The 13,109-nt window shown below is 69.2% G+C and carries 8 protein-coding genes; 6 read left to right on the top strand and 2 right to left on the bottom strand.

Annotated elements, in window-relative coordinates:
• Positions 1–90: 90 nt before the first annotated feature.
• Positions 91–2,244, top strand: a complete 2,154-nt coding sequence (scpA, locus tag FBZ83_RS26720) for a methylmalonyl-CoA mutase (RefSeq protein ID WP_145689837.1) — start codon at positions 91–93, stop codon at positions 2,242–2,244.
• A 255-nt stretch (positions 2,245–2,499) separates the two neighbouring features.
• Complete coding sequence (locus tag FBZ83_RS26725; protein WP_145689838.1) at positions 2,500–3,192, top strand: DUF2161 domain-containing phosphodiesterase; 693 nt, start codon at positions 2,500–2,502, stop codon at positions 3,190–3,192.
• Positions 3,193–3,199: 7 nt separating this feature from the next.
• Here FBZ83_RS26725 and FBZ83_RS26730 read toward each other — a convergent pair whose 3' ends face one another.
• Entirely contained in the window at positions 3,200–4,579 is a 1,380-nt protein-coding gene (locus FBZ83_RS26730; RefSeq protein WP_145689839.1) for a sigma-54-dependent transcriptional regulator, read from the bottom strand.
• On the bottom strand, positions 4,576–6,405 hold the full coding sequence (locus FBZ83_RS32420; RefSeq protein ID WP_282186915.1) for a sensor histidine kinase: 1,830 nt from the start codon (positions 6,403–6,405) through the stop codon (positions 4,576–4,578). Before FBZ83_RS32420 ends, FBZ83_RS26730 begins: the two co-directional genes overlap by 4 nt.
• 240 nt (positions 6,406–6,645) lie before the next feature.
• Between FBZ83_RS32420 and FBZ83_RS26740 the strand changes: the two genes are divergently transcribed.
• The 4 genes from FBZ83_RS26740 (at position 6,646) to FBZ83_RS26755 (ending at position 13,003) form a co-directional block, all read left to right on the top strand.
• Positions 6,646–7,947, top strand: coding sequence for a dicarboxylate/amino acid:cation symporter (locus FBZ83_RS26740; protein ID WP_145689840.1), 1,302 nt, complete (start codon positions 6,646–6,648; stop codon positions 7,945–7,947).
• Positions 7,948–8,110: 163 nt separating this feature from the next.
• The gene (locus FBZ83_RS26745) at positions 8,111–10,429 is read left to right on the top strand and encodes an NADP-dependent malic enzyme (RefSeq protein WP_145689841.1); all 2,319 of its coding nucleotides are present in this window, start codon (positions 8,111–8,113) and stop codon (positions 10,427–10,429) included.
• A gap of 66 nt (positions 10,430–10,495) precedes the next feature.
• Positions 10,496–12,190 carry a tetratricopeptide repeat protein gene (locus FBZ83_RS26750; protein ID WP_145689842.1) on the top strand — a complete coding sequence of 565 codons (1,695 nt, stop codon included), beginning with the start codon at positions 10,496–10,498 and terminating at the stop codon, positions 12,188–12,190.
• Between the two features lie 111 nt (positions 12,191–12,301).
• Positions 12,302–13,003 (top strand): hypothetical protein, encoded by a 702-nt coding sequence (locus FBZ83_RS26755; protein WP_145689843.1) that lies wholly within the window; start codon positions 12,302–12,304, stop codon positions 13,001–13,003.
• Positions 13,004–13,109: the final 106 nt, after the last annotated feature.

Genomic DNA, 13,109 nt, shown 5'->3' on the forward strand with positions numbered 1-13,109 from the left:
GGGGGAGGGCCGGGGAGGGGGCAAGCGCCCACCCATTCATTGATCGTTTCAAATCATTCGAACCAAGAAGCCGTGTCGAGGAGACGTCCCATGAGCGAGTTCCCGAAGAAGACCCAGGCCGACTGGCAGACCCTGGCCACCAAGGACCTGGGCGCCAACGGGACGCTCGACGACCTCGTCTGGAAGACTCCGGAGGGGCTGGACGTCAAGGCCCTCTACACCGCCGACGATCTGGAGGGGCTGGAGCTGGACAGCCTGCCCGGCTTCCCGCCCTTCACCCGCGGCCCGCGCGCCACGATGTACGCGGTGAAGCCCTGGACCATCCGCCAGTACGCCGGCTTCTCGACCGCCGAGGACTCCAACGCCTTCTACAAGGCGAACCTCAAGGCCGGGCAGATGGGCCTGTCGGTGGCCTTCGACCTCGCCACCCACCGCGGCTACGACAGCGACCACCCGCGCGTGGTCGGCGACGTGGGCAAGGCCGGCGTCGCCATCGACAGCGTCGAGGACATGAAGATCCTGTTCGATGGCATCCCGCTCGACAAGATGTCGGTGTCGATGACCATGAACGGCGCGGTGCTGCCGATCCTCGCCGGCTACATCGTCGCCGCGGAGGAGCAGGGCGTCAGCCAGGACAAGCTGAGCGGGACCATCCAGAACGACATCCTCAAGGAGTTCATGGTCCGCAACACCTACATCTACCCGCCCGAACCCTCGATGCGGATCATCGCGGACATCATCGAGTACACGGCGCTGAACATGCCGAAGTTCAACTCGATCTCGATTTCCGGCTATCACATGCAGGAAGCCGGGGCGACCGCGGTGCAGGAACTGGCCTTCACCATCGCCGACGGTCTCGAATACGTCCGCGCCGCCATGTCCAAGGGGCTGCCGGTCGACAAGTTCGCGCCGCGCCTGTCCTTCTTCTTCTCCATCGGCATGAACTTCTTCATGGAGATCGCCAAGCTGCGCGCCGCGCGCCTGCTGTGGTCGACCCTGATGAAGCAGAAGTTCGACCCGAAGGACGCCCGCTCGCTGGCGCTGCGCACCCACTGCCAGACCTCCGGCGTCAGCCTGACCGAGCAGGACCCCTACAACAACGTCATCCGCACCACCATCGAGGCGATGGCCGCGGTGCTGGGCGGCACCCAGTCGCTGCACACCAACGCCTTCGACGAGGCGCTGGGCCTGCCGACCAAATTCTCCGCCCGCATCGCCCGCAACACCCAGCTCATCATCGCCGAGGAGTCGGGCGTCACCAATGTGGTCGATCCGCTGGGCGGCTCCTACTACATCGAGAATCTGACCCACAGCCTCGCCAACGCCGCGCTCGACCTCATTAACAAGGTCGAGTATCTGGGCGGCATGACCAAGGCGGTGGACAGCGGCATGCCCAAGCTGCTGATCGAGGAGGCCGCCGCCCGCCGGCAGGCCCGCGTCGACCGCGCCGAGGAGGTGATCGTCGGCGTCAACAAGTACCGTCCGGAGAACCCCGAGATGGTCGACGTGCTGGACATCGACAACACGGCGGTCCGCGAATCCCAGATCGCCCGCCTGAACAGCGTGCGCGCCAACCGCGACGACGCCAAGTGCCGCGCCGCTCTGGAGGCGCTGACCAAGGCCGCCACGGAGAAGTCCGGCAATCTGCTCGCCCTGGCGGTCGAGGCCACCCGCGCCCGCGCCACGGTCGGCGAGATTTCCGACGCGCTGGAGAAGGCCTTCACCCGCCATGTCGCGGTCATCCGCTCGGTTTCCGGCGTCTACGGCGCCGCCTACGAAGGCGACGAGGGCTTCAAGAGGATTCAGGAGGAGGTGTCCGCCTTCGCCGCCGAGGAGGGCCGCCGCCCGCGCATCCTCGTCGTGAAGATGGGCCAGGACGGCCACGACCGCGGCGCCAAGGTGATCGCCACCAGCTTCGCCGACATCGGCTTCGACGTGGACATCGGGCCGCTGTTCCAGACCCCGGAGGAGGCCGCCCGTCAGGCGGTGGAGAACGACGTGCACGTCATCGGCGTGTCGTCCCAGGCCGCCGGCCACAAGACGCTGGTCCCGCAACTGGTCGAGGAGCTGCGCCGCCAGGGCGCCGGCGACATCCTCGTCGTCTGCGGCGGCGTCATCCCGCCCCAGGACTACGACTATCTCTACAAGGCGGGCGCCGCCGCCATCTACGGCCCCGGCACCAACATCCCGAAGGCCGCCTCCGACATCCTGGCCATCCTGCGCAAGCAGAAGGCCGCGGCGTGATGACGAGCGAGGGGGTGTGGCTCTCTCGCGCTCCACAGCCAGGGGTCGTCGTGGCCCCTGGAATCCGGGATTTGACCCATGGGCAGCGGCGCTGGGCTGAGGAAAACGGCCCGGCGTTGAATGCTTATGATGAGTTCGTTGCGAAGCATGGTGTGTTCAGCGAAGGCAAGCGGCTATTCTGAACGGCCTTGCCGTCTTTTCCCGTTCAGTGGGGAAAGGGGGTAGAGCGGAGGCTCGTAGCGAAAGTTTCTTCCTTTGTCCATCACCGCCGAAACCGACCTCTACGCCCCCGTGAAGGCCTTCCTCGAAGCCCAGGGCTACGATGTGAAGGCCGAGATTCACGGCTGCGACCTCGTCGCGGTGCGTGGGGCCGAGCCGCCGTTGATCGTCGAGCTGAAGAAGCGCTTCACCCTGGACCTGCTGCTTCAGGGGGTCGACCGACTCGCCCTAACCGACACCGTCTATCTCGCCGTGCCGCAGCCGGGGCGCAAGGCCAGCGGCGCGTCGCCCCACGACAGCGGGGTGCGCAAGCTGTGCCGGCGGCTGGGCGTCGGCTTGCTGATCGTCGACACCGGCCGGGCGGCTGGGCATGAGGTGGAGGTCCTGCTCGACCCCGTTCCCTACAGCCCGCGCAAGGACAAGACGCGCACCGCCCGCCTGCTGGGCGAGCACGCGCGGCGCCGCGGCGATCCCAACCGCGGCGGCTCCACCCGCGTGCCCATCGTCACCGCCTACCGTCAGGACGCGCTGCGCTGCGCCCGCTTGCTGGCCGCCGGGCCGCTGTCGCTGAAGGCGCTGCGCGCGGCCGGGGCGCCGAAGGACGCCGCGGCCATTCTCCAGCGCAACGTCTACGGCTGGTTTGAGCGCATCGCCAAGGGCACCTACGGGCTGAGCGCGGCCGGTGTGCAGGGGGTGGAGACCTTCGCCCACGCGCTGGCCGCCGAATGACGGCCCCTCACTCCACGAAATCCTCGCGGCTGAGGCCGTAGCGCTTCAGCTTGTCGTAGAAGGTCTTGCGCGGGATGTTCAGCGCCTCGATGGCGGCCTTCACGCTGCCTTTGCAACGGGCCAGCTCGCTTTCGATCAGGCTCTTCTCGAACAGGTCCACCTGCTCGGCCAGCGACAGGCCGCTGCGTCCCGCCGCCATCGCCGGAGCGGTGCCGCCCACCGCGGAGAGCGTGTCGTCCAGTCCCAGCACGAAGCGGTCGGCGGCGTTGCGCAGCTCGCGGACGTTGCCTGGCCAGTCGTGCGCCGCCAGCCGCTGCACCTGCGCCGGGCTCGGCGCGCGCGGCTCGCGGTTGTAGCGGGCGGCGGCCTGCACGACGAAATGCTGGAACAGCAGGGGGATGTCGTCGCGGCGGTCGCGCAGCGGCGGGATGGTCACCACGACGACGTTGAGCCGGTAATAGAGGTCCTCGCGGAACTTGCCCTCGCTGGCCGCCTTGCGCAGGTCCAGCTTGGTCGCGGCGACGACGCGCAGGTCCACGGGGATCAGCTCGTTCGAGCCCAGCGGCTCCACCACCCGCTCCTGGATCACGCGCAGCAGCTTGACCTGGAGCGACAGCGGCATGCTCTCAATCTCGTCGAGGAAGAGGGTGCCGCCGCTGGCGTGCTCGATGCGCCCGACGCGGCGCTTGCCGGCCCCGGTGAAGGCCCCGGCCTCGTGCCCGAACAGCTCGCTCTCGAAGATCGCCTCGGGCATGGCGCCGCAGTTCAGGGCGACGAAGGGGTGCTTGCGCCGGTTGCTGCCGGCGTGGAGCGCGCGGGCGACCATCTCCTTGCCGGTGCCGGTCTCGCCCAGCACCAGCACGTCGGCGTCGGTGTCGGCCACCGCGGCGATGGCGCCGCGCAGCCGCTCGATCCCCGGCGTCCGCCCGACGATGGGCGAGGCCTCACCGGCGGCCAGCCCGGCCAGTTGGTCGCGCAGGCGCCGGTTCTCCAGGACCAGCCGGCGCTTCTCCACGGCGCGCCGCGTCACCTCGACCAGACGGTCGGAGGGAAAGGGCTTTTCCAGGAAGTCGTAGGCGCCGCGCCGCATCGCCTCCACCGCCATCGGCACATCGCCGTGGCCGGTGATCAGGATGACCGGCAGCTCGGGATCCAGCGCCAGGGCGCGCTCCATCAGCTCCAGCCCGTCGATCTGCGGCATGCGCACGTCGGTGACCAAGGCGCCCGGCCAGTCGCGGCCGAGATGGCGCAGCGCGCGCTCCGCCCCGTCGCAGGCGGTGACGTCGAAGCCGGCCAGCTCCAGCGCCTGCTGCCCGGCGAGGCGGACGGACCGCTCGTCGTCCACGAAGAGGACGGGGCCGCCCGGGGCGGTGCTGCCGGTCGTCATGTCTGGGAATCCCTGCGCTTGAGGCGGATGGTGAAGAGGGCGCCGCCCTCCGGGTGGTTGGCGGCGGTCAGGCTGCCGCCGAAATCCTCGACGATGCCGTGGCTGATCGACAGGCCGAGCCCGAGCCCGTCGCCCGCCTCCTTGGTCGTGAAGAAGGGCACGAAGATGCGCGGCAGGTCGGCCTCGGCGATGCCGGGACCACTGTCTCTGACCGTCAGCACCGCCTCCTCCCCCTCCGCGGCCAGGGCGATCCGGACATGGCGGCGGGGCGAGGCGCGCATAGCGTCGGCGGCGTTGCCGATCAGGTTGACCAGCACCTGCTGCAACCGCACGTCCTCGCCGGTGACCAGCAGGGCGCTGGCGGGCAGGTCGGTGTCCACCGTTACGGAATCCCGGCGCAGCCGCGCCTCCAGCAGGGCCAGCGCCTGCCCGACGGCGGCGGCGGCGGACACCGCGCCCAGCGTGCCCGAGGCGCGCCGGGCGAAGCCCTTCAGGCTGCGGGTGATGGCGGCCATGCGGTCGGTCAGGTCGGCGATCTCCGCCAGATTGTCGCGCACCGCGTCCGGCCGCCCGCGCTCCAGCAGCACCACCGCGTTGTCGGCGAAGCTGCGGATGGCGGCCAGCGGCTGGTTGATCTCGTGGGCCATGGCCGCCGACATCTGGCCGAGCGCCGCCAGCTTCGCCGCCTGGGTCAGCTCGTTCTCGGTGGCGCGCAGCTCCGCCGTGGCGGCGGCCACGCGGCGCTCCAGCTCGGCCCGCGCCTCCTCCTGGAGGGCCAGCCGCTCCACGAGGTTCAGGCGGCGCTGGGCCAGCGCGTGGCCGGTCAGGGCGGCCAGCGCCACCACCGCGGCGGCGAGCAGCCCGGCCTGCTGGGCGCGGGTGGCGACCGGGGCGAGGCTGGTCAGGGCGTGGATCGTCCAATCGCCGCCGGGCACCGCGGCGGATTGCAGGAGGTAGCGCCGCTCCGCGTTGCCTTCCCGCAGCGTGATGCGGTCGGACGCCCCGCCGAAGGCCCAAGGCAGGGTGGGGATCTCCTCGGTCGCGGGGGGCGACGCCGCGGGCAGCGTGACCGGCAGGCGGCGGGGCAGCGCGTTGTAGCGCCAGCCCTCCACGTTGGTGATGAAGACGACGCCGTCGCGGTCGGAGACCAGAACCTTCTCCCGGCCGTGCGACCAAGCCCGCTCCAACTCCTGGAAGCCGACCTTCAGGACCACGACGCCGGCCCCCCGATCGCCCGTCCGGTCCTCTGTGCGGTTTTCCGCCACCACCCGCTGCGCCGTGTAGTAGCCGGGGACGAGCGAGGTGGTGCCGAGCGCGAAATGATGCCCCTCCCCCCGCTCCATGGCCGACTGGAAATAGGGGCGGTAGCTGAAATTCTGCCCGACGAAGCTGGGCGCGGCGTTCCAGTTGCTGGCCGCGACGGTGGTTCCCGTCCCGTTCATCACATAGAGGGCGGACGCCTTCAGCGTCGCCGCGATGGCCTCCAGCTTGCGGTTCAGGCGGTCCACCCGCTCCGGGCTGGGATCGCGCAGCAGGTCGGCGACCTCCTGGTCGCGGGCGAGCACCATCGGCACGGCGGCGTGGCGCTCCAGCTCCGTGCGCAGGTTGGATTCGTAGAGCGAGAGCTGCGCCGCCCCCTGTTCGCGCAGGGATTCGCTGGCGTTGTCCGCCGCCAGACCCGCGGCCACCGCCGCCGCCAGCGGCATGCCGACGACCAGCACGGCCAGCATCACCCGCCGCGGACGGGCAAACAGGGCGGACGCCCGCCGGGAGAGCCAGTCGCGGCTTTGCGAAAATGTCCAGCGGGTGGGGACGATCCTAACCAACGGTCCTCAATCCATGCTGCGCCGCAACAAGAAATCGCGCGGAGCGGGCGATGTGCGGATTTTCGCACATGGATTCCGCCCCTGTCGTGCGGATTCTGACCCACGCGCTCCGTCAGAGCGCTGCGATTCCTCAGCTTTAATTTTGGCACACCGCTTGCTTTAAGAGGGGCATGACGGGCCGGCCGCCGACCGCGAGACAAGAGCGGCAGCCCATTTCAGGAACGCCACGAGGAGACGACCATGCACGCCCAAGGGCAGCCCCAGAAAAAGCCATTCTACACGAACCTGACCGTCCAGGTTCTGACCGCGATCACCATCGGCATTCTGCTCGGCCATTTCTATCCGGCTCTTGCGGTGCAGATGAAGCCCTTGGGCGACGTCTTCATCAAGATGATCAAGATGGTCATCGGCCCGATCGTCTTCCTGACCGTGGTCACCGGCATCTCCTCGATCGGCGACATGAAGAAGGTCGGCAAGGTCGGCGGCAAGGCGATCCTGTATTTCGAGATCGTCACCACCTTCGCCCTGGGGCTCGGCCTGCTGGTCGTCAATCTGTTGAAGCCGGGCTCGGGGATGAACATCCAGGCCGGCTCGCTGAAGGCCGACGCCGTCGCCAAATACGCGACCGAGGCGCAGAACCACACGACCATCGACTTCCTGGTCAACATCGTCCCGGACAACGTCATCGGCGCCTTCGTCAAGGGCGACATGCTGCAGATCCTGTTCTTCGCGGTGATCTTCGGTGTCGCGCTGTCCGCCATGGGCCAGAAGGGCAAGGTGGTCGAGGACATGTTCGAGAAGGTGTCGCACGCCCTGTTCGGGGTGATCGGCATCCTGATGCGCGTCGCCCCGCTGGGCGCCTTCGGCGCCATGTCCTTCACCATCGGCAAGTATGGCGTGTCGTCGCTGACCTCGCTCGGCCAGCTGATGGCGGCGGTCTACATCACGATGGCGCTGTTCGTCTTCGTCGTGCTGGGCAGCATCGCCCGCCTGTACAACTTCAGCCTCCTGACCTTCCTGCGCTACATCAAGGACGAGCTGCTGATCGTGCTCGGCACCTCCTCGTCGGAGTCCGTGCTGCCGCGCATGATGGAGAAGATGCAGAAGTTCGGCTGCTCCAAGCACGTGGTCGGCCTCGTCATCCCCACCGGCTACTCGTTCAACCTGGACGGCACCTCCATCTACCTGTCGATGGCCGCGATCTTTATCGCCCAGGCCTTCAACATCGACCTGACGATCTGGCAGCAGCTCACCATCCTCGGCCTGCTGATGCTGACGTCCAAGGGGGCTGCGGCGGTCACCGGCGGCGGCTTCGTGACGCTGGCGGCCACCCTGTCGGCCACCGGCCACCTGCCGATCGAGGGTCTGGCCCTGCTGCTCGGCGTCGACCGCTTCATGTCGGAAGCCCGCGCCATCACCAACCTGATCGGCAACGGCGTCGCCACCATCGTGGTCGCCAAGATGGAAGGCGAGTTCGACGAGAGCAAGGCGGTCGCCGAGTACCAGGAGCACTTCAAGGAACCGGCCCTGGCCCGCATCTGACGCGGGGCCGGCCTCTGGTCCTGAGGCGTGAAAAGGAAGGGGCGGTCCGCCGCGGGCTGCCCCTTTCCCATTCCGGTACTCGGACAATTCGGGTATAAGCCGGAGGGGAAACAGTTCGTCGTTCGGCAAATTAACTGAAATCAAGTTAAAGGGGAGAGGACGTATGTCCGGCGACTTCGACGCGATGGCGCTTGAGTACCACCGGAATCCGAAGCCCGGTAAGTTGGCGATCGTCGCCACCAAGCCCATGGCGAACCAGCGCGACCTCGCGCTGGCCTATTCGCCGGGCGTGGCCGCGGCGTCCAGCGCCATCGCCGCCGACCCGTCCCAGGCGGCGGAGCTGACGGCCCGCGCGAACCTCGTGGCGGTCGTCACCAACGGCACGGCGGTGCTGGGCCTGGGCGACATCGGCCCGATGGCCGCCAAGCCGGTCATGGAGGGCAAGGCCGTCCTCTTCAAGAAGTTCGCCGGCATCGACTGCTTCGACCTGGAGCTGAACGAGAAGGACGTCGACGGTCTGGTCGACACCATCGTCCGGCTGGAGCCGACCTTCGGCGCCATCAATCTGGAAGACATCGCCGCCCCCGCCTGCTTCGAGGTGGAGCGCCGCTGCCGCGAGCGGATGAAGATCCCGGTCTTCCACGACGACCAGCACGGCACCGCCATCGTGGTGGGTGCGGCGGTGCTGAACGGGCTGAAGCTGGTCGGCAAGGACATCTCCACCGTCAAGGTCGTCTCCACCGGCGGCGGGGCGGCGGGCATCGCCTGCCTGGACCTGATGCTCAGCCTGGGCGTCAAGCGCGAGAACGTCTGGCTGGTCGACCGCATCGGCGTGGTCCACAAGGGCCGCAACGAGGAGATGAACCCCTACAAGGACGCCTACGCGCAGGACACCGACGCCCGCGTGCTGAACGACGTCATCGACGGGGCGGACATCTTCCTCGGCCTGTCGGGCGCCAAGGTGCTGAAGCCGGAGATGCTGGTCCGCATGGCCGACAAGCCGCTGGTGCTGGCGCTGGCCAACCCGGAGCCGGAGATCATGCCGGACCTCGCCCGGCAGGCCCGCCCGGACGCCATCATCGCCACCGGCCGCTCGGACTTTCCCAACCAGGTCAACAACGTCCTCTGCTTCCCCTTCATCTTCCGCGGCGCGCTCGACGTCGGCGCGACGACGGTGAACGAGGAGATGAAGATCGCCGCCACCCACGCCATGGCCAGCCTCGCCCAGGCCGAGCCGTCGGACGTGGTGGCCGCTGCCTATGTCGGCGAGAACCTGCGCTTCGGCCCGGACTACATCCTGCCCAAGCCCTTCGACCCGCGTCTGGTGATCGAGGTGTCCTCGGCGGTCGCCAAGGCCGCCATGGAGTCGGGCGTGGCGACGCGGCCGATCGTCGATTTCCGCGCCTACCGCGACAGCCTCGGCCAGTATGTCTTCCGCTCCGGCCTCGTCATGAAGCCGGTCATCACCAAGGCGAAGGCGGCCCCCAAGCGCATCGTCTACGCCGAGGGCGAGGAGCCGCGCGTGCTGCGCTGCGCCCAGGTGGTGGTGGACGACGGCATCGCCCATCCGGTCCTGCTCGGCCGCGCCGACGTGATCGAGCGGACGATCGCCGACATGGGCCTGCGCATCCGCATCGGCAAGGACGTCGAGGTGATCGAGGCCGCCCGTGACCTGCGCTGCCACAACTACGCCGAGGTCTACCGGCAGATGATGGGCCGCCGCGGCGTGTCGCCGGCCAACGCGCTGAACGTCGTGCGCAGCCAGCCGACCGTCTTCGGCGCGCTGATGGTCCGCCGGGGCGAGGCCGACGGCATGGTCTGCGGCACCTCGGGCCGCTACGGCGACCACTTCAACCACGTCATGGGGGTGATCGGCCTGCGCAAGGGCGTGAAGGTCGCCGCCGCCATGAACGGGCTGATCTCGCAGAAGGGCACGCACTTCATCTGCGACACCTACGTCAACCCCGACCCGACCGCCGAGCAGGTGGCCGAGATCGCCCGGCTGGCGGCGGAGGAGGTGAAGCGCTTCGGCATCGAGCCGAAGGTGGCTCTGCTCTCGCACTCCAACTTCGGCAGCGCCGACACCCCGTCGGCCCGCAAGATGCGTCTGGCCTACCAGCTCATCGCTGAGGAGAATCCCGATCTGGAGGTGGACGGCGAGATGCACGCCGACGCCGCCCTGTCGGAGGTGCTGCGCAAGGGCGTTCTGCCCGACAGCCGCCTGAAGGGCGAGGCGAACCTGCTGGTCATGCCGACCCTGGACGCCGCCAACATCGCCTTCAACATGCTGAAGATCATGGCTGACGCGCAGAATGTCGGGCCGATGCTGCTGGGCGTGGCGCGCCCCGTGCACATCGTCACCCCGTCGGTGACCACGCGCGGTCTGGTCAACATGACGGCGGTGGCGGTGGTCGACGCCCAGCTCGCCGCCCCGGTCAACGCCGCCCCGCGTCCGCCGGCGCTGCAGGACGGTGAGGACTGAGCAACCGGCAACCGCGGGGCCGGACGGCGCTTGCGCCGTTCCGGTCCCGCGGGCCACTCTGCCGGGATGAGTCCCGACGCCCCTTCCCGCGATGATCTCTCCAGTCTGACGGCCGAGGCCGCCCGCCACCACGCCGAGGGACGGCTGGCCGAGGCGGTGACCGCCTACACCGACGCCTTGCGGCTGGATCGCCGCAACCCGGCGCTGCTCTACGGCTTCGGGCTGGTGCTGCGCGATCTCGGACAGATGGACGGGGCCGCCACATGCTTCGCGGCGGCCTTTGCCCTCGATCCCCGGTTCGTGGACGCGGCCGACAGCCTGGGCACGCTGCGCGCCGGGCAGGGCCGTTTCGCCGAGGCCGAAGCCTGCCACCGCGCCGCCCTGGCCCACCGCGCCGACCGGGCGACCTTTTGGAACAATCTGGCCAACGCGCTGAGCCGGCAAGGGCGGGCCGCCGCCGCCCTGGCGGCGTGGCAGCGCGCCGTCCTGCTCGACCCGGCCTTGCCGGAGGGGCTGTCTAACCTCGGCGGCGGTCTGCGCGACGCCGAACGGCTGGACGAGGCCGAGCGGGTGCACCGCCGCGCCCTGCGGCTGATGCCGGACGAGCCGCAGGCCAACAACAACTTCGGCCACGCGTTGCAGGCCCGCCTCCGCCATGCGGAGGCGGGCCGCTGGTTCCGCCGTGCCCTGGCGCTCGACCCCGGCTACGCGGCGGCGCTCTGCAATCTCGGTTTGGCGGTGCAGCGCCTGGGCGACGACGGGCTGGCGGAGCGCCTGTACGGGCGGGCGCTGCGCGTGGTGCCCGATCTGGCGCTGGCCCAATTCAACCGTGGCTTGCTGCAGTTGGAGCGCGGCGAACTGGCGGAGGGTTGGGCCGGCTATGGCTGGCGCTTCGCGTCCGGTCAGGCGGGCGGGGCGCGCCAGCCACGGTTGCCCGCGTGGCGCGGCGAGGACTTGACGGGCAAGCGCCTGCTGATCTGGGGCGAGCAGGGGGTGGGCGACACCATCCTGTTCTCCTCGCTCTGCACCGAGGCGATCGCCCGCTCCCGTTCCGTGGTGATCGAGGCCGACCGGCGGCTGGTGCCCCTGTTCGCCCGCTCCTTTCCCGGCGCGCTGGTCCGCCCGCAAAGTCCGGATGCCGTGGCGGTGCCCGATTGCGACCTGCACACGCCCATCGGCTCCCTGGCCCGGGTGTTCCGCCGCGACCTGTCCGCCTTCCCAGGGGCGGCCGACGGCTGGCTGGTCCCCGACCCGGCGCGGGTGGCGGTGTGGCGGGAGCGGGTGGCCGCGCTCGGCCCCGGCCTGCGCGTGGGGATCGGCTGGCGCAGCGCGCTGATGACCGAATCGCGCCGCGCCGCCTACAGCCGGCTCGACCAGTGGGGCGCGCTGTTCGCCGTGCCGGGTCTGGTCTTCGTCAACCTCCAGTACGGCGCGTGCGAGGCCGAGCGGGTCGCGGCGGAGGACCGGTTCGGCGTCGCCATCCATCGCTGGGACGACCTCAACCTGACCGATGATGTCGACGGGACGGCGGCGCTGATGACGACCCTGGATCTGGTGATCGCGCCCGCCACGGCGGTGGGGGAACTGGCGGCGGCGCTCGGCGTGCCGGTCTGGCGCTTCGGTGGGCGGGACTGGACCCAACTCGGCAGCGCGGTTCGCCCCTGGTTTCCCGCGCAGCGCCTGTTCCAACCGCGGGCCGGGGAGGACCTCCCTGGCGTGTTGAGGCGGATGGCCGCACAACTCAGCCGGCGCCCTATCTGAAATTTCGGCGAAAAACAATTCGCAACTTTACATGCTTTGCGGTAATGTGAGGGTCCAGCGATCCATTCGCGTTTCCCCGTCCGGGGTGCGCGCCTGATGGGAGAGGGTGCCATGTCTGACGGAATGGCCGGCGTCAACCAGATGGTCTCGGACCTCAACAAGTCCGTGTCCGCTGCCGTCGAACGCATGAACGCCCAGCGGGAGGCCGAGGCCGCCGCCGCCGCGAACGTGCAGGAATTCCGGAAGGACGTCCGCAAATCCTCGGTCAACACCCCCGGCTTCGCCACGGACATGGGCGTTCTCGCCAAGAATGTGACCCGGCTGAACGTGGTCGGCGCGCTGGGCGCCGACGATCCCGTCGATTTCTACAAGTTCCGCGTGACCACCAAGGGCGAAGTGACTCTGGGCCAAGTGGGCGACGATGGGCTGCGCGTCCAGGTGATGTCGAAGTTCGGCACGGTCCTGGCGGACAGCGACAAGAGTGCGGGAAAGAACTACGACGCCTTCAAGAGCATGATGCAGGGCGAGTATGAGCTCGACCGCGGCGACTACACGCTGCGCCTGACGCGTGACAAGGGGCAGTCGGCGAAGGACCCCAAGAACTACGCCATCCAGCTCAGCATGGGCAAATACACCCAGGATTACGACACGGTCGCCAAGGCGCCAAAGAAGGGGGAAAGCCCGTTCAACCTGTCCACCGGACAGCAGGCTATGCTGGATGGACTGAGCCAGGCGGCGTCGAGCCTGAATTCGATCCCCACCGGCCAGTCCGGCACGCAGAAGCTGCTGGGCAGCTTCAACCTGTTCGTCTGAGCACAGTCAGCACCCGTCCGAACGTCCGAGCCCTTTCCCCACCCACGGGGGAAGGGCTTTTTCCATCCGGGGTCCCCGGCCCACCCCGGTCGGCGCTCCTCCGCCG

It is taken from the genome of Azospirillum brasilense (assembly GCF_007827815.1).
Taxonomy (GTDB): domain Bacteria; phylum Pseudomonadota; class Alphaproteobacteria; order Azospirillales; family Azospirillaceae; genus Azospirillum; species Azospirillum brasilense_C.